Below are 23,396 nucleotides of genomic sequence, written 5' to 3' on the forward strand. Positions count from 1 at the left end.
TGGAATCATCTTGAAGTCGAAGAAGCATTGTCATGGCCGGCCACAGCAAATGGTCACAAATCAAGCGCACCAAGGCTGTAGTGGACGCCAAGCGGGGAGCTCTATTCACCCGACTGGGACGCGACGTTATGGTGGCAGCACGTTTTGGGATTGATCCTGACGGCAATTTCCAACTGCGCACCGCGATCAACAAAGCTAAGGCAGCTGGTGTGCCGGCATCCAATATTGAACGTGCCATCTCCAAAGGTTCCGGACAAGCCGGGGAAGGTGTTCAGTTGGAGGACGTGCGTTATGAGGGATACGGGCCGGGAGGCGTTGCCATTCTGATTGAGGCTCTGACCGACAACCGCAATCGAACAGCCGCAGATCTTCGCTTGGCCTTCAGCAAAAACGGTGGCAATCTCGGTGAGAGCGGCTGCGTGGCCTACTTGTTTGAACATCGCAGTGAAGTAACCGTCGCAATACCAGAGAATCGCGAGGAGCTTCTGATCGAGCACCTCCTGGAACTTGAAGCTGATGGCTATGAATTGAACGCGGACAAGGCTGTGGTGCATGGACCGTTCCACGCGCTGGAAAGCCTTCAAGACGGATTACGACAGCGGGGCTGGATGGTGCAGGAGTGGGAACATCTTTGGCATCCCGGCACAAGCGTGGAAATGGAAGGGGAACCCGCAGAACAGTGCCTAAAGCTGCTGGACGCCCTGGACAACCTCGACGACGTGCGCAGCATCAGCGCCAACCTGGAGATCCAATCAGATCTTGAGCTCACTTGACGTGCCGGACATTGAAGTTGGAACCAACAAGTCAACGCAATGAAGCGACGTCGAACATGAAGCTCGATCTGAGCTGAATCAGCCAGGCATCAACCATGAACGATCCAGATGGTTGAGAAAAAGGAAAGCAACGTCAAGGCACACAAAGCCAGAAAGGCATACATAAAACATTAATGTCATGAACGAAAAGCCAACGATGTCTACAAAACCGCAACCGATCAACATCTCAGAAGATTTAAAAATTCAACGGTGGAGGATTAAAACAATCAAAAACAAAAGACAAGATATTGAGCGACATCAGTCCCAGCATTGGCAACAAAACCCCTTGCCATTGAGATGAATCCTGCTAATCCACAGGAACGTGCTTAACTGACGCACAGTGAGAGCGATGCTATTCACCTCCCAAGAGGGGATGAGATGCAAGTCATATTCTTGGAAAGTTTCGTAGAGACCACTACAATCAAAACAAATACAATTGCATATCAAAAATACAATAAAGAAGTTACTATTTTCGCAAACGGAAGAGCTTGGAAAGCACAAAGCGTCAATTCAAAAAAGCACAATTTCGAATCGGCGGACAAGGACAGTCATGAGCGATGACCAGAAAACCCGACAAATCCAATCAGGATAAAATGAAAAAGTAGCCGTGAAGAATTGGTTGAACAATTCCTCAATCCATCAAACCAAGATAAAAAGGCCAGCGAAGACCATTGCGTGAAAACGCTACAAATACTTTGCAGTCAGCTGATTTCTAGGAGCGTTGCTATCACAGATAGTGAAACATGACGACCGCGAAGACCATGGCATCTCCCTCCAAAATTTTTGATGTCCTAGGCCGCATTTTCATTGCCGCCTTGTTTGTAAACGCTGTGCCAGCGAAGTTGACCGATTTTGGCGGAACAACCAGTTTTATTGCATCTAAGGGCATCCCCATCCCTATTGCAGGGCTCCTGTTGATATGCAGCATTGCGATATTAATCCTTGGCTCAATACTTTTGGTATTCGGCCAGGATACAAGGATAGGAGCGTCGCTTTTATTGGTTTTTCTAGTACCAACAACCCTTATCTTCCATACATTTCCAGTAGATACGGGTTTCGTACGTAACATCGCAATTATTGGAGCCTTGATTCTGGCGATTACCAGATCAAACAGCACAAGCGATCGAAGTTTTCGTGAAATTCGTTGAATCAGAAAATCAGACAAAGCGGGGTTACGATATCATAAAGCCTGAAGCTCAAAAGCAATTCACTTGGCCATTCAATTTTCAATGTGTACTAAAAATGGTCTACAACATCATCGCAGGCTACGCACGCCGACAGACATGCTATATATTAAATTAAAAAAAATGATTATTCACTAGGCAACACAGAGATTTGTCAAAAGAACATGCGAACGTGCATCAACCAAACATCGTTGGGGTCGGAATGAAAAAGACCAATATGTTCAGACAAAGTAAAACGACTGATCCAAGTATGATTGGGACATGAATGCAAGCGACATCTTATTGAAAACAACTATCATTTTAGCTTCAAAAGCGAAGTGAAATACGGACATGAATTCTCACCATTAATATAGGAGTGACTGAAAGGCAAACCCGGAAACAAGAGCAGATCCAAAAGACAGAAATTAGATCGACATTTCAAACCAAGGGAAGTTAATGAAAAAAATCATTTTGAAACCACTAAAAGTACAGCCCCCAATGGGGGTAAGGCTAAAAAAATTCTCCAGTTGCGTCTATACCACTAATCATTGATGGATCAATAAACCAGAACAGTACACAATCAGCGTGATTGAAATTTCAAAAAAGAAAAGTCGATTCAATGGGAGATATAGACTTGCATATTCCTAGTTAACAACACGTAGTAGGGATAGAGAGACCCACGTTCGTTAGAAGATGTCAGCCGGAGAAAATTTAAAACTCCGACACCAAAGTAATCTTATGGATGTCCATAAGAATTAAAATCGCTTACATTATGGTTTAGGATCGTTGTTTCTCCTTGATCGCTGAGCACGAGCAGATCATTCCCATTTTGCTCGTAATTAATATTCGTAAGAAAGAGTCCAAATAACAAGCGATCCCCCTCATTGAAATCAAAATCTTCAATTGTTCTTTTCCCATAACTGATGAAAAAGGTATCGGCTCCAGCGCCTCCATTCAGCCTGTCATTGCCCATTCCTCCTATCAGAATATCATCACCAACACCACCATGGAGCGTGTCATTGCCTCGACCACCGAGGATCAAATCATCGCCACTTCTCGCTTTAATGAGATCATCTCCCTTTTTGCCGTTGATCCGATCATGGTCATTAGTGCCGATGATCGTGTTGTCACTGTCATCAGCTTCCAATAAGCGCTTTTCCTCCTTAATCCTACCCTGAAGGTATCGGTTGGTTGAAGTTGAGTTCATCGAGAAATACAGTTTTAGTGAAATAAGTTTGTGTTGAATCGATTTCAACAGTCATAAACTCGCAAGACATATGGTGAATCTCACTTACAAGACATGGTGCGAATGAATTAATTTCTTGGTGAAGATCAGGTGAACGCAAGCAAGACCGCCAAACTCCACTGCAAGCTGCTTTAACGATATGTCAACCAATTTTCAATGGCTATTAAACTCAGGCTCAAACTCTTTCTCCTGCCTTCAGAAGCTACGGACGCATGTCATTTCACAGCCAATAGTGTCGACCAGAACAACACAAATCATAAAAAAAAGTCATTGACACGTGCAGAGGTAGCAACGAACCGGCCTATATGTGCAAACTCCGTCTAACTGACTTGTAAAGAATGGACCGATTGAACTGGTTAACTATGCAATGATGGTGAAAATTTTTTCTCTGAAATGACGGCCAAAGGTTATTGGAACGTTGCTGGATCAATTTCGAACCCTGCAGGGATGGCACCCTATCTACAGGCTGTTGAGCCATACTTAGCCAAATACGGAGCACGTTTTCTCTGTCGTGATCTCAATACCGATGTACGTGAAGGCAGCCCAGGACCTCTAACTGTGATCATTGAGTTTGAATCTGTGGCTGCTGCACAAGCCGCCTACGATTCACCTGAATACCAAGAGATGATCAAGCTGAGGCAACCTCATTCAGATGTTTGTCTTTCAATTATTGAAGAAGGAGACCATGCTGGGCATTGATGACGATCGCAACGCCGGATGACTAGCTGCCATGATTTTGATACATTGAGTTAAAAGCATAAAAAAGAGAATTTAACCAGTTAATAAAACTCCTGAAATATGATATATTGGTTTATGTTGCCCTAATAGATTAGTTGGGATCGAATGTCACAATCAACGGGTAGGCAGCATTCATCAGAGAAGATTTTTACAACACTCGATTGATTTATTTTTCTGAATGCATGTAAAACCTAAGATCATCAAAGAATAGATTTTTATCATAATACAAGGTAAACCACATTGAATCGATAACATGGTGGCAGAACAGTGGGAATCAGCATTCCCGAAAACAGTTGACCTATATCGTCTGCAGTTGTTTTATGTTAAGGAACAATCTTCAATAAAAGATTTCGATGCTTTAACTGATTAAATCACTGTCACCTTAGATGTCATGACTCCTGCGTACAAATAACACAAAATAAGGATATTCATGATGGAAAATAAAATTTAGAATGACTTATATTGAAGAAAAGACCGAGAGTAATCGTATAAACCCGTTTGAAATTGCCTTAGTCCTCGGGACGAGTTTGATCAGGTAAGCTAACTTGATAAAGAGTATCCTTGGTTGGCTTCCAGGCCACGAGATGAGAGGAATTAATATTATTCTTTTCAAGACAATCCCAGATATTAAGGCCCTTCAGCGTCGCTTTAGACCAATGGTCTCCTTGGCTCATCATTTTCTTGGATAAATGATCTTTCCAATCAACCCATTCAATTTTAGGATATTGTGAAAGATATTCATCAAGAACTACGATGTGAAAATCCATAGCAAAGTTAAGGGGAAATTCTATGAGGGGAAACAATTCTCGCACATCACACTGGTCGGGTCATCTGCTGCCGTGAAAAGCCCCATAATGAAGTAAAAAATTCCGGAAGAGACCGCCAGTCTTCCGGTTCAATATCAAGTACAGCCATTCGGTTGATTGAACGAACAGGTTTTAGGGCCCCTATGCGAACCGTCATTGATGAAGGTAGATTAGCTCACCATTTACTGCTGTTATTCTGTTGAAAAGAGGATTATCGCAATAAATAAACAATCACGATATACATTCAGCTGTAATATAAAAAGCCAACCTCTCAACTAAATAATGTGGATATTTTTTAATAGAGATTAAAGTTGGCGTAGGTCTTTCTTGATGAGTGGTAGTGATAACCTAAGATTTCGCTATAGTAGATTTTTATTAGGAGGCTTAGAGAGGAACTTCATCGCTTTCTACAGATTTCGTGAAGAGCATAATGATTTAAAAAGCCTAACGTACATTCTCACCTCTAAAGCTTCCTGTGTCCACTTAAACAATTTGCGAATCGATTAATATCTTTGTTGTATTCATTATCCAGGGTATTATACTGGCGATTGATCGGCTTGTATTTATTCACAACGCAAACGCAATTGAGGGATAGAGGAAATTATTTATGTAATCCTTAGCAAAAAACTGGGCTTTAATTTGATTTGGCATTTGATTGCAGAAAGCATCTTTTCCACACTTGTGTAGACATCAACAGAGATATCCTTTGTAACTTCATGAACCTTCCAAATTCCAACTTGAATCTCCGACCTTGCACAAATAACTTGCCATGCATCTTTTTGAGGTCTGCCGACTTGCTTAACCGTAATCTTTGTCCAATACGACTGTCTTTGATCACCAATATTTAAAGCATAAATCAATGAACCATCGATTTGCTTTTCTTTCTTAAAGTTAAGAGCGAATAGATCTTGTTCCCAATTTGCCATAATTCACGAGACTGTTTCGTTAGGATACACCTTAGAATACCAGGGCATGAATCTTTTTTATCTATACAAACATTCTTTCACTACTTCACAAGCCCAGCGGAAATCAACATAGGCAACGCACAAACTCACGAATTAATGCCTAAACTGTTGGCGTCAGTAAAGTTGAGAGCCCTCATAAAGAAAGGCGCGACATACGATCAAAGTGAATATTATTAAAGGGGGAAATTAGTAATATTGTTGTATTCACAGATAGCGACTGCAGACACTTCTCAAATCATCAAAGAAGCCCAGTTTTAACGCAAGGAATACTCAATAAATTAATGCAGACTGGTTCTTATTATTGATCATTTATGGCATTTTGCCTTAAATCGTTTGGAGTTGCTCGTCGCTTGATGTTTTGTCTTGCGTCCGCTCACGCGCTTTCGCCACATTTTGAACGAGCTTGATTTCATATTTTGTCGCATAATTGCAATCACATCCTTATCTTTGAGACCAAACTGAAATTCAATTGCTTCGAAAGTCGTACGATCTTCCCAGGCCATTTCAATGATCCGGTTGATTTGATCTGGTTCAAGACTGTTCATGATTTTTTTGTATGTTGTGAATTAGTTTGAGAGACTGATTGCAAAACCAAGCTTTAATTCATTAACAAGCTCCCAAGTCGAATAATTTGATCGTAAATTGAAAAAAGATAAGCAAAAGTGCACTCAATTGTCTTTCCCATTATTATTTGAATAACCATCAACAAGTAGAAGTTTCAATGGTTTTGAACATTTCCGGAAAATCAGCTGAGGACATATTGACTTTAGAAACAGCAAAATCATAGGAAAAATTTTCTGTATTCGTGGCTATTGATATCTTTTGGATTCAAGAAGATTCGACTTTGCACGGAATACCAAAGATTTAATAATTTTGAGATTGAGCAATCAAAACCTTTTCGTAAAGACAAACCCGGACATCTGAAATTACAATAGTAGAGTAAGTTCATCACTTAAGTCATTAAGGGGAAAGATATCTCATCTATATTCATTCTTTTTCGCGAAAATTTTATTTATGAACACCGAGCATTTTCCGGCCTTAAAAGTGAAACTTTAAATGAGTCTTTTGCTGATTATGATCCTTAATATCAATTTCTAGCACCAGTACAAAGCATTTTGGAGTGTATTTGGAAGATAGTGCTGATCACTAATGAAACTTTGAATCGCTAACAAAAGTCGACGCAATGTCATTATCACTACTCCTCCTTCGTTCCTGAGTTGCTGTTATTCAACAGCGTATCAGCTGGAACTTGATTCATGGATCAACACGAACGCAGCAATTGGCTGAAAATCGCTACTGATATGGAAGCCAAAGGAGCAACTGAGAATTGGTTTTATAGGCGGGCACGTGCTATCGCAGATGGCAGACCGGACCCGCTACCCAACATCTCTCAGTTAAAACCCAATCTGATCGATAAAGACCAGCAAGCTGCCTGAATGAATCGGGATGGGCCCCAGTCAACGGAACCAGCGCCTTATCAACATCTCTTCAACCTGCCTCATCCATCCCTGCTAAAGCTCTCTGAGCGTCACCCCTACGTGCTCTGCTGGCCGAGTGTTGTCACGGAAGCCATCTGTGCTTATTCCACCATGAATATGCCCTCAGGCCAGTATTGCCATTTTTAGCGCTTGACAAGTTATGGGGTGGATCCGCCAAAGTACCCAGATCCTCTATTTGGAAGAGATGCCCCGTCAAAAATTTAAATACGAAGCTACTGAAAAATTTGGAGAATCATTAACGGCGTTTCGGCCCTGGAATACCTCGCGCCTGAGCATCGTTGAACAAATTAATGGACGAGTTGCGATGGTTGGTTTCTCAGCAGCAGTTCTCGGTGAACTCATAACAGGCAAGGGGATGATTCAACAGCTTGTGGGTTATGTGAACTGGTACTTAAATTTAGGTTGACTTATTTAGGCATCTGCTTTTCTACGTTTTATTCCTCGAAAGCTTGTCTATTAGTTCAATTTGCCACTAGATCAAGCCAACTATTAACTGTATTTTAAAACGATAAATCATATAGCCGTTTTAAAAATTACTGAAGTCATCAAGTTTCCAATTCCAAAGCCATATAGAACAACACCTTCGATCAACAGATGTTGAGCAATAAAATTAAATTAATTAGCTTCACCACTTAACGGAAAACATCAATTTTTTTGTAGTTTAATGCCGAAATTAAGCTGTTGATAGATAATTTTAACTAGAGGGGTGGATAATATTTTTGATCAAAATCTAGATTTGAGATGTAATGCGAGCAGCCCATTGCGAAAGCCTTTCCTCTGTCTTCTCGGATTCATTGTCTTCATCGATTGGGAGGCCACAAAAATTTCCATCAATCACACTTTTGGAAGCATCGAAAATATAACCGTCTGTCGCTACTTCTCCAATCAATCTCGCACCTGCTTTTTTAAATGCAGTATACAATTCTTCCATGGCGTCACAAAAATATTTACTAAATGCAGCCGAATCTCCAAGTCCAACGATAGCAACAATTGTATTGGAGAAATCAGTCGCGGGAATATTATCAATATGTTGATCCCAAGAAGTTCCAGATCGTTGTTCATCTGCTCCAGTATTCCATGTAGGGATACAACAAATTAATGCGTCTGACTCTGTCAATTCCTTGGTATGATCAATATAATCAAGGTCTTTTAATTCAGATCTTGGGATTAATTGGTGCAATCTTTCCGCAATATTTTCTGTATGACCAGTTGCAGATGCATAAATGATTGTAAAATTCACTTTCATCTAAATTTTAAAATTAACATGCGATAGACCAGGAAGAATCAAATTCTGTGCGCTAGCTTGTATAATTATTTCACCTATATTGTAATATTATATTCAATCGCAAAAGCGTTCGGGGGGCCGATCTTTATCACTAATATGGAAAACGTATACATTAGCGAGAAAGCAGAAAAAAAATTGATTTATATTGCACTAACGAGCAACAGGCTAAAAACATCACAAAGACTAGACCAACATAGGGCTTATTCACAAATAAATAATGCATATCAAATTAATTTACTGGAAAGCTTGAGGGAAATATCGGCACTATTTATAAAATTAATTATTTATTAACCCTTTTGTGATCTCCTTCGAAGCACTTGACAGCTATAAATAGTTCCAAACCTTTTTCTTTATAGCTTTTCTAATCCAAAATAAAGACGCAAGGATGATTGCGGCTAAAAAGAATTGTCCCATTCCCCATTCCAGGGTTTTTTCTGTACCAATAAAATCAATGCAATGAAACGTAGCGCCAGCGAAGAAAAATAAAAATCCCCAATTTCTGAAGACAGTCAATTGGAGTTCGTTGTTAGCCGTGTCCATGATCATGAAAAAACGTTATTTGTAAATGTAAACCATACACCAATGGTTACTATTGTGGCAGGGAGTACAGCAACAACAAAACTTAGATCACTCGAATTCATAAGCAGTTTTGGTACAATTATGTATGAATACAACAATATGAACAGAGCATTGATGCCAGTTTTTGATAAAAAAGGTGTTGCCATAGTTTTAGCAATTACTATTTTAAAGTTGTCTGCCCCTGAACTATCAACAGTATTTCTCATTTGATCAATTGAGTGACTATACTATTCTAAGCAAAAGGTCACGTCATATCGATCGGTATGATTCGACATCCTGTCATTTTTGTAGTAGTGTTGCCGAAAGCTTATTGCTTTCTTTGCTAAAGCATGATGAGATTATGTGTATCAAAAGACGATTGCAGGCAATCGCATTGAAGATATAGAAATTAGATAACAATAGCGGCAATATGTATTACACTTAAAAATTAAGCTGAACGTATTCACAATTCATTAATAGCGTCATGATAAATACTAACAGGATGTTTGAAAATCCAAAGAATTAGCCCTCAAAGCAACTGGCACATGCAAAAAATACAAAATAAAATGATCCAAAAATCAAACCAATGTGCAATAACTAATGGTACCTTTGGTGTAAGAACTTGCGAAAATAATTTCGAACAATATTAAAATTATTTTTCAGAAGCTGTTTCGACAGTTGGGTTAGATTCAATGGTCGGTTTTGATACGGTTTCTGCTGTCTTTTCTGGTTTGGATGTTGTTTCGGCTTTCTTTGCCGGCTTCTCGCCCGCTTCCGATTTAGGTGTGGGGTCTTTTTTCTTTGCAACTACTTTTTTGGGCTTGAGCTTGGACGTATCTAGATTTTTTTCTCCAAAACTCTTATATCCTAAAAAGACAAGCCCTCCGACTACTGGTATAGACATGATGCCTCCAACTGCAATCTCAAAATTTGATAGCAACATGAAATCAATTAAACATTGACATGTGATTAATTTAAGGGATCAGGCGCATATATCTGTCTATTTTTTTACAGCGCTTTGAGCCCTATGAGAGAGCGATAAGTAGCATATACACAAACGCACGGGTAACCTGCTCGTTTGAGCAAGGCTTGTATTAAGCCGATCAAAAGGTTACGTCTGGTTGATATATGTTATTAATTTAATTTCCTAACTATCTCTGATGCACATTTTTTAATCAATAGGGTGCAATCAATTTTTTAATCCACAATAATCCATGAGTCACCACCTCTACGTCTTCATGACAGTCCACCCGAAACAACCACATAGAGATAAACAACCTTTTCAAGCGAAATGAATTTCTAAGTCGATGGTGAGTGAACTGTGTTACTGTCCATTTTTTTCATTTCAATGGAGCACATACAACATACCCTTTGATCTTATTGCTGAATGCCATGTCTATTCCGTTGTCTCAATAAGAGATTTTGTTTTCAATAGTATCGATCACAGGACAAGCCTTTTTTTTTTGCGCTGTGATAATTAATCAGTTTATTTTATTGCTTTGTCCGTAGAGGCAGCTTTTACAGCACAGGTTCCCCACATAACCCAAACTCCTTCAGGCAGAGAGCCACTGTTGGGTGGGACAATTCGTGAGAAAGCTGTGTGGGTTGATGAGCGTGACTGTATCGGTTGTCGTTACTGTGCCCACGTCGCCTCTAATACTTTTACGATGATTAACCACACAGGTCGTTGCCGTGCAATTCGCCAAGACGGCGATTCTATTGAAAGAATCCAAGAAGCAATCGATACTTGTCCGGTGGACTGCATTCATTGGGTGGAATTCTCAAACTTGGATGAGCTTAGTCAACAACAGCTAGACGAATGCAAGAACCGAGGAATCCCTCAATAACCCATATTTCGATAGTTCAAGATTGCAAAAATCAAATTAAGTCACAGAGCAATTGTTATCAATTACGTAAACCAAAAAAGATAAATATGTCATAAGTTTTAAATAAATTCGAATAAAACCATCCCTTATTCGCAAAACAACTTCAATCATAGTGTAAATAGCTATTTTAAAAGGGAAGCTTGATTGATTACAGTTGAATAGACCGAAGATATTCTGCAGCAATTAGCGCTATCTATAGGCTATCGATAAAAGTCTTCCCGTTTCAGAGGTGTTTTCCTCTCGTTATTGCGGATATAAAAGAACGCTGTTCCAGCAACAACAACAAGTGGAATCGCAGTGAATAACAACAAAAAGATTGCAGTATAGTCTTGGTACATGTGAATTAGTTTTCATCCATTTTACTGAAGCAAATTTTCTAACAGTGATCTTTGATCGGCCTGGGCTTTCTTTTTTATTCGCTTGATTGTCTTATTTTGCCCTTCAAAAATGACAATTGTCGATTTCTGTGGTTTTACATTTTGTATGCCTGAATTCAGGTATTGATAAAATAGATTTAGAGACATTTGGGAATAGTGTCGATCAATTTTTTACTTTGGCTTAATTTTTGGTCACATGTAATCTTCTGTGGCCTCGCCCTTGGAGCAGTTGCTTCTTTATTGGTTGACCAAGATATCTATTGGTAGTCTTTAGATCACTTGCCTATTCAATGCTCCTTCTCCCTTCACGATATGTGCAAAGATCATGAAGGGATTGTTGCCAGATCATCAACCTTTCAACAGTTTGGTACTGAATCCAATTAGCCTCTGATGCAACTACACGGGCATGCAACGCTCGTTCGATTTTCGTACTAAACCGCTGTGTACCTTTATCTAAAGGAGCGTTGATGAAGTAATCCCAGTTTGGCTCGATCATTTGGATTATGATTTCATATATCTCTAACTGAGGATTCTTTGGGTCACAGTATTTTTTGTTAGTAATCTATGCATAGTCTTACTTTCGAAAGACAATCATATGATGGTTTCAAAAAGTCTTGACCAAAGTATAAAAGTTTCTTCGCTTAGTGATTACTAGGACGTCTTACTTGTATTATTTTAATTTCAAAACTTTGCATTCTTGTCATAATTATGTTCCTATTCACGTTTCGCTTTGGACTTCAGGATCTTACTTGTCTTTGCTCCAATCATGCTGGCACTTGGCTGGGCTGGGTTCAACATTGGGAGGGCAGCAGTTGGGCAGATCCAGCTGGCAATTCGCCAATATAAAGAGAATACTAGTAGCTAAATAAGTTTCTATACTTTAAAGAGTTAAACCTTTTGACCTTAAACCTCTCATAATGAACCATTTTTATATACAGACTCAACATCACCAAGCCAATTAAATTTTTATCATAAACTCTTTTAGGGTTTTTCTATTATTTTGATCGTTTCCTCTGTGATCCAAACCATCATAGATTAAGGCTCTTGGATGCATCGCTTTTTCTATTCTTTGAGATTATGCTGTAATTTTTTCCGAAGCAGGTCAGAATTTCAATCCTAAATTCGCCCTATATGTCAATATCAATGCACTGATCTGAATAACTTTGGGATTTGATTATGTTTATTTTTTTAGCACAATGTCAAGAAGAAGCGCGAGATGCGACCAAGAGTTGTGGAATAATTCTCATACTATCTAATTAACTTCTTTTGAAGCTATTTGGGGTCATAAAGAATAAATCAGGTCTTGGAAATTACAGCGGCTATCATTCTCTCGATCAATACTAATACCTAATGGTATGCATTTTTAAATTCCATCATCGAGTACTGTTGCCATCTGTAAAGCTTCTTTTTTAGATAGTCAAATCATATTCTTTGGTTCCAATAATCAATTTATTATCTTAGCGCAGCTTGCTTGAGGCGTTGCTCTAAAAATTCACACTATCATGCTTTACTAAACTATCACTAGATGTAATAATTATAGGCTTACTTTGATTTAGATTTTTCTAACTGTCGAATAATAAAGTCCCTATACTTCGATGCAAGTTCAGGGAAACCCTGCTCAACCAAGCCCCCGATAACATCCACAGCGTCATCTTCATTGTCAGGGATCAGCATGACACCTTTTTTTCGACCCAGGATCATTTGTTGAATTATTTCTTGCGTTTTTCGGGGTTGTCCACTGGGATCATCGAGGACTTGATGTGCTGGGATGAACTTTGAGCGATGTTGATCTTTGGAATTAATTTGAGCCATAAAGCAACTCATTTGTCCATCAATTTCTACCAATCCCCTAAACTCAGACTGTTCTTCAGTAGCATCCACACAACAGTAGTTATTGCTTTCAGCCGGAGGGTTGCCATCAAATCCTATGATTTTATCTATATTTACATTGTTTCCAAATTCTTCAATGACTAACATTTTAATGAGCTGTGTACAGAATTTTGCTTTGTCCAACATCATCATCTTTTTTATTTGCTTAATTATATCCTACCACTTTCTTTGATCTCTGTTGCACACGTCGCAATCTTTGCCTTCTCTCATTCAGTCTTATGCCTGCCTCCTGCGATCCGTCCAGTAATGATTGTTATCGATCGGCTATCATCGCCTAAAAAATATCACTTGCCATATCTTGAGTTTTGGTAATTTCCGTTTTAAATTCTCTTTATAGCTTGCTTGACAAATAAAACTAATCTCTATTTGAAAAGGTGCGAATCTTCAAGCCATTCTTAAATTTATTGCTGCAACAAATTCATCTTATGATAGTCAGCTACACTGATACAATACTGGATATACTCAGTCACATTCATATCTCCTTTTACTTTTAGTGCTTGATGGCTGACGATAGTAATTTCTCGTTTGTTGTGAATTTTATCTGGTATAACGGTTGGTATAGTCTCCTTAAAATCTTTTCCCGACCTACTAATTTATTGTTTTCACTAATTTTGTAAATACTGATTAATGAACTGTCTATAGGGATGCCGTCTAAGGGATCGATTCCATTTATACACAGGAATGCTTTATGAATTATATCTAGCACTTCTTTCACATGATAAACAATCCCCTTTTTTCTTTCCGTCCTTGCATATTTATTTACCATTTGATTGATATCTCTTTTATAAGATAAATTATCAACCAATATCCACTCTGGCTTGTCGTAATTCGAACTCACTAGCCTCAATGATTCTCCCACATCAATCAGCTCCAAACCAACTCTAATCTTGCTCACTTTAACTTACTTCTCAACCCATTGAAGTTTTCTTAGAGACGGTATAGTTGTCGCATTGTAAGGTTGACATTCATATGTTAATCTCACTCATTATGATATCATCCAATTAAACTCGATCATCTATCTTTCTAGCTTAACCCTAAAATTATCATCTTCAGTCCTTCTAAGCAATTGATGACTGCATATATTTACGCTCAAAAAGGCAATTTACCGTTTTCTAGGGCTTATCACTCTCCTCTTCATTTTTTATTCATTCTTGGTCTGTATATCTTGCTTCTTTTTCGCGACGTTGTCTTTGCTATTTTTAAAAATAATATCTAATTATGATCTTATCGTTTACAAGTATATTCGCTTTCTTTATTTCGCTTCCAATTCAAGATATGGGTCTATACCGTCAACTAAATCACGAGCTAGGTGTCCTATGCCAAGCCCCTCCATCGAAAGCAATCAATGTTTGCAAAATACACGCTCAACTTGTATTTCCTTAAATTTTAGCCGAACTAGTTTTAATATCTTTTGATCAACATGCTATTGATTTGATTTTACATAAGTGATCCCATTTATTCTATTCACTCCCTAAACAGACAGATCGTGAATTGTGATTTTTAAATTTTATCCTTCAATCAAAGACTTTCTGATTATATTTTTGTTAGATTTCTATATTGCTTCTTCTTTTGTCGAATCTTCAGAAACTAATCAGCGGTACAACAGGGTCAGATATCTGTTTTTTTTCTCCGCTAATTAATTCAGAAAGATCTGTATCATTATAGAAAAGTTCTATATCTTCATTATATCTTTTTTGAACCAGTCGAGTTACCTCCATATCACTATAATATTTTTTTAGATCACTATGATTGTTGCCACGTCGCACATTTTTTTCAGGGATATTATTGAGAACAGGTAATCCCTCCTTTTTCATCCATATTTGCAGAGTTTTCCAATGCTCTTGAATATGCTCTATTTGCCCAACAAATGACGGGATAACACGTCCATTAAGACTGAGAATTTTTGACTGTGGCATTAAATGTACGTCCAGATCCTCGTCAGGTGTATCGATGATGCATCCAATAAAATCTATAAATAGCATATTATGGCTGAGACCCATTTCCTTCATTGGTTTTGTGACATCGTCTAGTTCTAATATCTTGTTGTTATATGCAGACACCAGCCGATCAAATGGGTTGCGTACAAAACTAAAGCAGAAATGTGTACCCCTTTTTGACATGGCTTGCTGAGGCGTAATTAATGATGTTTCTCCATGGGTCGATTGAGTCCAGAAAGCATCACTGGTTGATCGTATCCCCTCCTCGGGGGCTTGTTGAAGTAGCTCCGATAATGTGGCCTTAATCGACGTATTTGCCACCTTCGGTACACGACCATAAATAAGTGGTAACTGATCAAATAAGATAAAATGCTCTGTTTTACTCATGATTCAGATGTGTCTCCTTAACTAGCACTTCGATGCGCATTATAGATCGGTGAGTTGCTAATCATTGGCGAAGTCCCACGTATCGAGTGGGGAACCCATGTAGCTCAGCATCTGTTCTGCATCAGGTTTGATGATTTCCAAGATTTTCATCTTTAAATGAGGTTTCAGTGTTGGTCTGTCGACTAATTCTCTTCCTTTCGAACCGGCAATATTTCGTTTTGGCAACTTACCCTGTCGTAAAACCCTCCTGATTTCCTTCCTAATCTCTAAAAATTCAAAAAGATTCAACAGTGTCTTTTTGGGACTATTTGTTAATTCCTCATAAGTTAAACAATAAATCATCTCGCTAGGGAAGACATCTCGATAGCGCTTTAACTGATGAAAATACAATGAAGATCCTAAAATATGATTTTTAAGGAGGCGCGATTTCAAAATCTGGTCTAAATCAGGGCAGTCTGAATGTCTCCCTTTGTAGTGCCTCCAATGAGAGATCAGGCGGTGTAATGGATTCCGCACCAAATAAATTAATTTTATGTCGCCTAAATGATGTTTAATCAGATGTGGTGTGTGTCGATAGCATCTATTCGCTGATGTATACATCGTGCTCGCTTCTCCTCGCAGTGGCATATTTTTGCCACTTTCGAAAAACCTTGCATACCATGACCATCCTCTTACATAATTTCTTCCAAAGAATTTTGGCTCTTTAGCGCTACTAAAATGTATTTGACTATGCTTTCTCAAAATAGCAGCTAAACTGGTCGTCGCTGATTTAGCAGCACCGATGACAATAAAATTTGGCAAATACTCCTTATGACGATTTGCCAAATGATCATGCTCCCCTGATAGGCTTTGATCGATTAATCTATCGAGCCTTGTTGGAATATAAAAAGGCATATCCATTTAGGATTTTTCGATTTCATTAAACTTAGCTTGTTTTAAATATCGATGTATTTGCTGTGGCCGGATTGAATTCAAAGGTTTGTTCTCAATAAGATCGTCAATGGAGACTTCGGGATAAAATATTCTTAAATCATCTCCATACGCGCTAACTACTTTATTGATAATTTTATTGGAATAAAAATATTCACGAAGACTTTTCTTTTCAGTCCTCCGTGAGTTTTTGTGTGGGAGTGTTTTGCGTACCTTAATATCGTAGGTGTTCATTCTTTTTCTAAGATAACCCCAGTGTAGATTTATTTCTTCCATACGACCCACAAATTTAGGGACAAGCTTATTGCCAGCGCATAATATTTCTGACTGTGGCATAATATGAACGTCAAAATCTTCCGATTTATTGCTAGCAATGATATCAATAAATTCTTCAAAACTTATTCCATGTTGAATCCCCATTTTTTGCATTGGACTTGGCGGATTTTCAATTTCAATTACTTTGTTGTTATAAGCAGCGACAAGTCTGTCGAATGGATTACGTACAAATGTAAAACTAAAATGCGTTTTACGCAATTTTCTCGCCTGAAGCGGGCTTAATAGTTCAGTTTCGTTATTTGTGAAATCACGCCAAAACTTGTCGGATGTTGTTTTCATGCCTTGAGTTGGCTTTTCTGTCAAAAGTGAACACAAAGCATGCTTAATCGATGTATTGGCAACTTTTGGAACACGGCCATATAGAAGCTTTATTTTTTTGAAGTGAATGAAATGATGTGTTCTTGTCATCTTTATTTGCCCTCATCTATTTTAAAGTATTGACTCAAAATTTCGTTTTGATGTCTCATGCTTTGCATCAAACTTCTTTCTTGATTTATTGATATGGGTGATGTCATGCTGCCTGTCTTTGACTTGTAATGGTCGGTTTTGATTGACTTGGTTTTGCACTTGCTTCTAGCCGTTCTAATGCGAGCCATGCGCCTTCACCCCCATTCTTATGCCCTTGCCATATTTCAGGAATGAATGAGGCTTTTGTGCAATGTATATTGATTAGCTCGAACAATTGAACCCAATCAATATCTCCTTCATTAATTTGCAAGCCTTCACCATCTACATCTTTTGCATCAGCAAGATGCAGATGAGCTGTATATGGAAGAATTTGATTGAGGAACTCCCTGAATGCGTAGTGTTGGTGGTTGCAAGCAAGCTTTGAATGAGAAACATCTAAACAGACGCGCATATTCTGCTCTCTACAAAAGTCTGAAATAAATTCACTGTCTACAAAAAGATTATGGAAACGCTGGCCACCAAAATGCCATGGGAACGGTGGCATTGTTTGAGGGATAATTTCTACTTCTCCTGAATTATTTAACTTAGCAAGACTTTCAATCAACCTTTCCTTTAATGGAGTTCTTTCTTTTCTATCAAGATGTCTGTGCTCTGAAAACCCGCCCACATTTGTAACTAACAATACAGGTTCTTGGCAATTAAACCTACCACGCAAGTCTTTGGAAATATCAATGACGCGCTGTAGTTCATTAATTGAGTGTTCGCGATACGTTCTATCTTCAGTGCACAAGTCTAGGGTATGATCTCCTGCAAACAACTCTGGTGCATGTATAACAAGGCCTATCTCTTGATGCTTCTGCAATACGTCGTCAAGATTAACTTCTAAATCCTTGTAGCTGAGGTGAATTTCTACAAGATCTAAATTACTAACTTCTGAAAAAACTTTAATATCATGATATCGAACTGGTAATCCAAACGGTTGCTTGAACTCATAATGTCTTGGCTTTGCCGCTTCAGTTTGGAGATCTGATGGGAAAAACACATCGCCTTGGAGCTTCGCGATCGGCAACCGTCGTCCAATCAGCTCAGGCAGGCGATTTGGTTGCAGCCCTTGACCCGGACTTTGAATGCGAATCATTGCTTCACTGATTTCAGTTCCAACGGGGATGTCGCAGGCCGCTACCAAACTTTTGGCCAACACTTCACGATTCATCATTTCGCCCTGACTGATGCTTCTCTCACCTCCTTGCCCCATAGATTCTTCAACTCGACGAATACCTTGCATCATTTGTGCAAATTCATCAGGGAGAAGACTCACTTTGTGGTCATTGCCTTCCATCCCTTTATCAAGCGTGATGTGTTTCTCGATCACAGATGCCCCTAGAGCTGCCGCCGCAATAGGCACTTCGATACCCCGTTCATGGCCCGAATACCCCACAGGTGACTCAGCCAGTTCCCGCAACCTCTCCAGATAACGGAGATTCACGTCTTTGAATGGTGTTGGATAGGTCGAGTTGCAGTGCAGAAGTACATACGTGGCACCTTCCCTTTGTAGATGGCGAATCCCTGCTTTGATTTCCATCTCACTTGCCATACCCGTCGAGCAAATCAACGGTTTTCCAGTGGCAGCGAGTTGGCTGATTAAGGCATGATTTGTAAAATCTGCCGAAGCAACCTTGAACCCTTCCATCCCCCAACGGTTCAGTTTTTCTAAACTCGCTTCGTCCCAAGGAGTACAAAGGGGAACCAATCCCTTCTCTGCCGAGTAATCAAAACAACGGAATAATTCGTCGTCTGTTAGCTGAAATCGTTCTAAAAGATCGAGGGTGTATTGGGTCCCTAGATCGGAAGCCATATCGTTGCTGTCTCCTGCATTGCTGTAGAGCTTGCTCATATCTCGCATCTGAAACTTTGCACAATCAGCACCGGCCGCATGGGCGGCGTCAATCAGTTTCAATGCGATATCAATGTCCCCGTTGTGGTTATTGCCAATCTCTGCAATCACAAAACTAGGTTCACCATCTCCGATTCTTCGATTCCCGAGTTGTAAGCCATCCGTCGCTGGCAGTGCTACCGCAACGATCCGGCCATGGCTGTCAAGCAGCGGTAAGGCGATAATTCTTGATGTCAGCGACGCAGCAAGATCAGCAGCTGGTGTTCCCTCCAGAGCGCTTCGGCACTCGGGATTCATGGCAGCAGTTACAGGCTTGTTCAGATCAATATCACCACAGTCCGCAATCCAACGCCTGAAATCACCATCAGTCAGCACGCCTTGAAGAATCCCCCCCTCTGAGACCACAAAAATCAGGCGAGACTGGTTTGCAGTGATCTTGCTGAGGGCCGAGAGGATGCTGTCCTCAGCGAACACGACGAACTGAGTGAAGTTTCTTTCGATCTGAATTCCCTTCACAACTCGCCTGCTGGCACTTCTATTGGTTAGCCCTGCGACATTACCGTATCCTCCTCCTGGAGACGATCAGCAGGACGTTTCTCAAGATCCTGTTCCTGCAGCTCACCGCAGCAAGCCTTCGAGCGACATTGCGGTGGGTTGGTCGCATCTGGCAAGCAATTTTAAGGAAGCTGGCAGCGTCGTTCAGTTTCCCTGCGGCGATCGCATTTTCGGCGTTGAGTCTGAGCTGCATAAAGCTCAAGCCTGAGTTGGTGAGGTATCCAGCAGGGACCTCAGCCCCCATCACCGTGTGATTGACCCTGTTGTCCTTCGCACGCTCCAGAGCAGTGATCAGGTTGTCGGGCTGATACGTCTTCTCGTATCCCATCCAGTTCAGCCAGTTTGGATCGGGCTCCCATCGTTCCGCCTCGAGTTGGTCAAGACTCTCCATCTTGTCAAGCTGGAGCCATACCCCTGAACCAGCAAACACGTGGCTGCCATTCTTGGGATTGATGCCGAAGTCAGCCATCACAATGGGGCGACACCCAAAGTCAAGTGCGTCAAAGAAGGCCGTGGAGGAGACAGTTCCCATCATTCTTGCCTGACGCAATAGGTCTTGAAGCGGGCGATAATCCAAGAGCATATTGTCTGGAATTCGACCAATAGATCCATAGAAAGTGTCCTGTATGTGATAACTAAAATTATGGAATGTTCTTTCATCTGGGGCAATTCTTGGTTTGACCAGAATTTGCCAATCAGGGGAACGTCTTGCAAGATCAGCTAAGATTTTCAACATTCTTGCGCGATCAGTTTCTTTTCTCGGCATCACAACTTGTTCACTAAAAACCAAACACTTTCGTCGGTCGCAATAAGGAGTATTTGCATCTAGGTTATTTCTTTGTAGGCCTACTAAAGCAACATTCTGTTTTTCAAACGGAGTCTTCGCTGTAATCCGTCTTAGGGCTTCCAAGTCACGAGGTCCACTCAAACAGACCACGTCGTAACCGAGCCTCCAGGTCACTCCCTCGATGAATTTTTCGAGAACAACACCATTGAATCCACAAAATAACAACGGCCGATTCTGTGGATCTAAGATAAGTTCCAAGGCACTTTTCATTTCTGCAATTTTACTACCAGTCAAATAGACCCCTACAGCGTCAAATGTCGATAACTCTGGGTGTGTATAAATCTGTGCAAGATTAAATTGCCACAATCTTCCGAGCGCTGCTGCCCTTTGCAGAATTATTGGGGGTGTACCCTCCCGCGGCACTGCATTAATCGTGATATCCAGGATCCTGTTGTCGCCGAATCGACATAATGCTTCGCAAGCAAGAATTTGGCTGTCACTGTCACCGATAAGGAGAAGTTTCATGGTTTGATGAGATTTGCAGGCTGATGACTTTCCAGCGCTTTGATTAATCGTGTTGGCCCATCAAAAACAGCCCAGCCCATGCTGTTAAGCCAATGCTGATTGATCCGTGTTAATTTGTTGAAGTTACTGAATCGAGAGAAATTCTCCAGATTATGCATCGCTCCTGAGCCAAGAAATGGCGTTGTTCTCAGAGGCCCTTTGATTCCGTAATCCCCAATGAGCATGACGCGTTTCCCCCACGCCATTGCGGTGAGAATCCAGGGAGAACTGACGGTGACACAGACATCACATTCCGCGATATGACTCAGGAGTCGCTCCTGTGAAGTAAAGAATAAATTTGCAGGTTTATCGCCTTTTTGGATGCGTTCGTCTGTGGTCCAAGTTGTCGGAGTTTCGCGTTGATGATCCATGGCAATGATCACTTTCCAGTCTTCTGGGCTAGCGGAAGTCGATATCGACCACAGGCGTTGAAAAAGATCAAGCCTCAATCTTTTCGTATTTGGTACATCACTTTGTGCGACCATTAGCAGAGTATTCGTGCTCTTCGTGGTTTCGAGTAACCCATGTCCGCTTAATTGGCCGATGCCCGGTCGCTCAGGCATAAACCAGAGCCCTGCAGCAATAACAGTGGGGAACACATCGCTCCAGTTGAATGTCATCGCAGCAACTTCATCCAACTGACGTTGACCATGCACAAGTAAAACGTCTGCCCGTTGGCGTGCTGCCAAATCATGAATCAGAGCATCGCCAACTAATGGGTAAAGCGGACCACTAAAAATGGGTACTTCTTCTAAATTGGATTCACGGCAGATTCTGCGATAAGAGATAACAAAATCATCAAACTTATTCCCATCTAAGAAGACCCCAAGTGCTGTTATCTTCTCAAGTAGCGGAGAGTTCAGAAATTCGTTTGGTGATAGGCGTAAATCCGCCTCAATCAAGGCTGTTGGGAAGGGGGAGTTAGTCGTTTTTTCCAGCTTGGAGACCACCAGTGCATGACGGTCTGCTCGCCGAAGACGATCGGCGAGCATGCGGCACGCGAAGGTTCCTGATGCTGACCCACTGATCAGAACGATCGTCATCGCTCACGGAGCACTTTCGAGAACCAGCTGAATCCCACAAGCCCGTCACGAATTCTGCGCAGCAGACTACGGGTGCGATGTCGCTTGCGCTGGCTTGAACGCGCTCCAGCGCTGCTCAACATTCGTCGTCCACCGTGTCGCAGGGCATACCCCTGCCAGGCATCACTTCCCCAGCTTCTGGGCCCATGGGTTTGCTCTGGAAGGACCGGTATCGCTTTATTCAGGCGCTCAATGAGCGCCTGAATAAAGCGTTCCTGTCCGTCGGAGACCATGCCATGGCTCTTCAGCCAGTTGAGTTGATGTTTGCGAGTGAAAGGGTCAAGGCGAATCGCCTCAAAATCAGCAACAGCTCCGGATCCAGCGAAAAAATGATTTCCCAGGGTTTCCGTCACGCCAAGATCACCAATGATCCTGGTGCTCACTCCCATCGCCATCGCTTCGAGGGCAGCCGTCGAAGACACTGTGATCGCACAGCCACAGTTGCGGAGCAGACGGGTGGCTGGTTTAAAACTCAGTTGCAAGTTTGGAATTTTCTCAGACATCTGTCCAATCACCCCTGCCATTTCCCCATGGCGTCGATGAAGGGTGCTTTCGATGCTGGATGTACGTGGTTTAAAGATCACAGCATGCTCAGGCCTGAACAGAGCTAACTCTTTGAGTTGCCTGCAGATAAAGCGCCGCTGCAGGGGATGAACTGGAATCGATGGTTGCTCGAAGAAGACGATCGAGGGTTTGTCCGGATTTTTGCGGCGGGGTTCAACGCGCCAGAGAATCGGCAGCCCTGTCACCACGGCGTTGCCACTGTTTTTCCCCAGAGCTTGGCATCCATCCTGGTAGGTCTGCAGGTCGGTATCGCTGTTGAGGCAGAGCAGGTCCACACCTGAGCGATCGAGCATTCCCTCCAACGCAAAGCGAAACAGGATTCCCGGGTAGGCGCTAACCAGCAAAGGCCGGCTTGACCTTTTGGACCAAGCACTTTTCAGCTGCAGCAATGCATCGCGGCTGCGCTGGCCATCCAATCCCAGAACGAGGATCTCGACGGACTCCGCCATCGGGGCAACAAGATGCCGGAAATGATCCCAAGTGCCCTTCTCGATCTTGACCCGCCTGTCGATTCTTCGTATTTCCAGAAGTTGTCGGCGAGACAGAGCTCTGTTGGACAGCTCGAGCAAATGGAGAGTGGTTTCGGCGCCTTCACGCCTGCAGGCCGACAGCAATGTCATCGCCATCTTGGCGAATGAGTCAAAGCAGGCGACTGCAGCAACTTTTCGGCCAGCGAGGCGTTTCTCGTCACCGGCCGCCATCAGTTGCGATTCGGAATCTTGCAAAG

At 41.3% G+C, this 23,396-nt stretch carries 22 protein-coding genes; 8 read left to right on the forward strand and 14 right to left on the reverse strand.

Annotated features, from left to right (window positions below):
• The first annotated feature begins 32 nt into the window (after window positions 1-32).
• Both SIB64_RS15475 and SIB64_RS15480 read left to right on the forward strand, forming a co-directional pair.
• The gene (locus SIB64_RS15475; protein ID WP_413441073.1) at window positions 33-773 is read left to right on the forward strand and encodes a YebC/PmpR family DNA-binding transcriptional regulator; all 741 of its coding nucleotides are present in this window, start codon (window positions 33-35) and stop codon (window positions 771-773) included.
• A gap of 800 nt (window positions 774-1,573) precedes the next feature.
• The gene (locus SIB64_RS15480; RefSeq protein ID WP_413441074.1) at window positions 1,574-1,960 is read left to right on the forward strand and encodes a DoxX family protein; all 387 of its coding nucleotides are present in this window, start codon (window positions 1,574-1,576) and stop codon (window positions 1,958-1,960) included.
• A gap of 751 nt (window positions 1,961-2,711) precedes the next feature.
• Here the strand turns inward: SIB64_RS15480 and SIB64_RS15485 are convergent.
• Complete coding sequence (locus SIB64_RS15485) at window positions 2,712-3,122, reverse strand: calcium-binding protein (protein WP_413441075.1); 411 nt, start codon at window positions 3,120-3,122, stop codon at window positions 2,712-2,714.
• A 492-nt stretch (window positions 3,123-3,614) separates the two neighbouring features.
• Between SIB64_RS15485 and SIB64_RS15490 the strand changes: the two genes are divergently transcribed.
• The gene (locus SIB64_RS15490) at window positions 3,615-3,920 is read left to right on the forward strand and encodes a DUF1330 domain-containing protein (protein ID WP_413441076.1); all 306 of its coding nucleotides are present in this window, start codon (window positions 3,615-3,617) and stop codon (window positions 3,918-3,920) included.
• Window positions 3,921-5,370: 1,450 nt separating this feature from the next.
• Here SIB64_RS15490 and SIB64_RS15495 read toward each other — a convergent pair.
• Together SIB64_RS15495 and SIB64_RS15500 are read right to left on the reverse strand one after the other, a co-directional pair.
• Window positions 5,371-5,691 carry a hypothetical protein gene (locus SIB64_RS15495; RefSeq protein ID WP_413441077.1) on the reverse strand — a complete coding sequence of 107 codons (321 nt, stop codon included), beginning with the start codon at window positions 5,689-5,691 and terminating at the stop codon, window positions 5,371-5,373.
• A 344-nt stretch (window positions 5,692-6,035) separates the two neighbouring features.
• Window positions 6,036-6,275, reverse strand: coding sequence for a TIGR03643 family protein (locus SIB64_RS15500; RefSeq protein WP_413441078.1), 240 nt, complete (start codon window positions 6,273-6,275; stop codon window positions 6,036-6,038).
• 711 nt (window positions 6,276-6,986) lie between these two features.
• Here SIB64_RS15500 and SIB64_RS15505 point away from each other — a divergent pair.
• Both SIB64_RS15505 and SIB64_RS15510 read left to right on the forward strand, forming a co-directional pair.
• On the forward strand, window positions 6,987-7,166 hold the full coding sequence (locus SIB64_RS15505; RefSeq protein ID WP_413441079.1) for a hypothetical protein: 180 nt from the start codon (window positions 6,987-6,989) through the stop codon (window positions 7,164-7,166).
• Window positions 7,167-7,413: 247 nt separating this feature from the next.
• Window positions 7,414-7,635 carry a chlorophyll a/b-binding protein gene (locus SIB64_RS15510; protein WP_413443065.1) on the forward strand — a complete coding sequence of 74 codons (222 nt, stop codon included), beginning with the start codon at window positions 7,414-7,416 and terminating at the stop codon, window positions 7,633-7,635.
• 324 nt (window positions 7,636-7,959) lie between these two features.
• On the opposite strand, the gene fldA is transcribed toward SIB64_RS15510, so the two are convergent.
• Entirely contained in the window at window positions 7,960-8,469 is a 510-nt protein-coding gene (fldA, locus tag SIB64_RS15515) for a flavodoxin FldA (protein WP_413443066.1), read from the reverse strand.
• A 558-nt stretch (window positions 8,470-9,027) separates the two neighbouring features.
• Between fldA and SIB64_RS15520 the strand changes: the two genes are divergently transcribed.
• Window positions 9,028-9,303, forward strand: coding sequence for a hypothetical protein (locus SIB64_RS15520; protein ID WP_413441080.1), 276 nt, complete (start codon window positions 9,028-9,030; stop codon window positions 9,301-9,303).
• A 421-nt stretch (window positions 9,304-9,724) separates the two neighbouring features.
• On the opposite strand, the gene SIB64_RS15525 is transcribed toward SIB64_RS15520, so the two are convergent.
• Complete coding sequence (locus tag SIB64_RS15525) at window positions 9,725-10,015, reverse strand: hypothetical protein (RefSeq protein WP_413441081.1); 291 nt, start codon at window positions 10,013-10,015, stop codon at window positions 9,725-9,727.
• Window positions 10,016-10,565: 550 nt separating this feature from the next.
• Between SIB64_RS15525 and SIB64_RS15530 the strand changes: the two genes are divergently transcribed.
• Window positions 10,566-10,919 (forward strand): ferredoxin, encoded by a 354-nt coding sequence (locus SIB64_RS15530; RefSeq protein ID WP_413443067.1) that lies wholly within the window; start codon window positions 10,566-10,568, stop codon window positions 10,917-10,919.
• 1,146 nt (window positions 10,920-12,065) lie between these two features.
• A complete protein-coding gene (locus SIB64_RS15535) occupies window positions 12,066-12,200 on the forward strand; it encodes a photosystem II protein Y (RefSeq protein WP_413441082.1) in 135 nt (44 codons plus the stop codon).
• A gap of 677 nt (window positions 12,201-12,877) precedes the next feature.
• On the opposite strand, the gene SIB64_RS15540 is transcribed toward SIB64_RS15535, so the two are convergent.
• The 9 genes from SIB64_RS15540 to SIB64_RS15580 form a co-directional block, all read right to left on the reverse strand.
• Window positions 12,878-13,357, reverse strand: coding sequence for a hypothetical protein (locus SIB64_RS15540; RefSeq protein ID WP_413441083.1), 480 nt, complete (start codon window positions 13,355-13,357; stop codon window positions 12,878-12,880).
• A 358-nt stretch (window positions 13,358-13,715) separates the two neighbouring features.
• Complete coding sequence (locus SIB64_RS15545) at window positions 13,716-14,120, reverse strand: hypothetical protein (protein WP_413441084.1); 405 nt, start codon at window positions 14,118-14,120, stop codon at window positions 13,716-13,718.
• Window positions 14,121-14,805: 685 nt separating this feature from the next.
• Entirely contained in the window at window positions 14,806-15,549 is a 744-nt protein-coding gene (locus SIB64_RS15550; protein WP_413441085.1) for a sulfotransferase family protein, read from the reverse strand.
• Between the two features lie 57 nt (window positions 15,550-15,606).
• Window positions 15,607-16,449 carry a sulfotransferase domain-containing protein gene (locus tag SIB64_RS15555; protein WP_413441086.1) on the reverse strand — a complete coding sequence of 281 codons (843 nt, stop codon included), beginning with the start codon at window positions 16,447-16,449 and terminating at the stop codon, window positions 15,607-15,609.
• A complete protein-coding gene (locus SIB64_RS15560; protein ID WP_413441087.1) occupies window positions 16,450-17,223 on the reverse strand; it encodes a sulfotransferase family protein in 774 nt (257 codons plus the stop codon).
• A 103-nt stretch (window positions 17,224-17,326) separates the two neighbouring features.
• Window positions 17,327-19,591 carry an N-acetylneuraminate synthase family protein gene (locus tag SIB64_RS15565; protein ID WP_413441088.1) on the reverse strand — a complete coding sequence of 755 codons (2,265 nt, stop codon included), beginning with the start codon at window positions 19,589-19,591 and terminating at the stop codon, window positions 17,327-17,329.
• Between the two features lie 82 nt (window positions 19,592-19,673).
• Complete coding sequence (locus tag SIB64_RS15570; RefSeq protein ID WP_413441090.1) at window positions 19,674-20,984, reverse strand: DUF6716 putative glycosyltransferase; 1,311 nt, start codon at window positions 20,982-20,984, stop codon at window positions 19,674-19,676.
• The gene (locus SIB64_RS15575; protein ID WP_413441091.1) at window positions 20,981-22,066 is read right to left on the reverse strand and encodes a DUF6716 putative glycosyltransferase; all 1,086 of its coding nucleotides are present in this window, start codon (window positions 22,064-22,066) and stop codon (window positions 20,981-20,983) included. Before SIB64_RS15575 ends, SIB64_RS15570 begins: the two co-directional genes overlap by 4 nt.
• Entirely contained in the window at window positions 22,063-23,370 is a 1,308-nt protein-coding gene (locus tag SIB64_RS15580; RefSeq protein ID WP_413441092.1) for a DUF6716 putative glycosyltransferase, read from the reverse strand. The genes SIB64_RS15575 and SIB64_RS15580 overlap by 4 nt, the downstream gene beginning before the upstream one ends.
• Between the last annotated feature and the right edge of the window lie 26 nt (window positions 23,371-23,396).

Origin of the sequence: Synechococcus sp. MIT S1220 (assembly GCF_047303025.1) — a bacterium.
In the GTDB taxonomy this organism is placed as follows: domain Bacteria; phylum Cyanobacteriota; class Cyanobacteriia; order PCC-6307; family Cyanobiaceae; genus Parasynechococcus.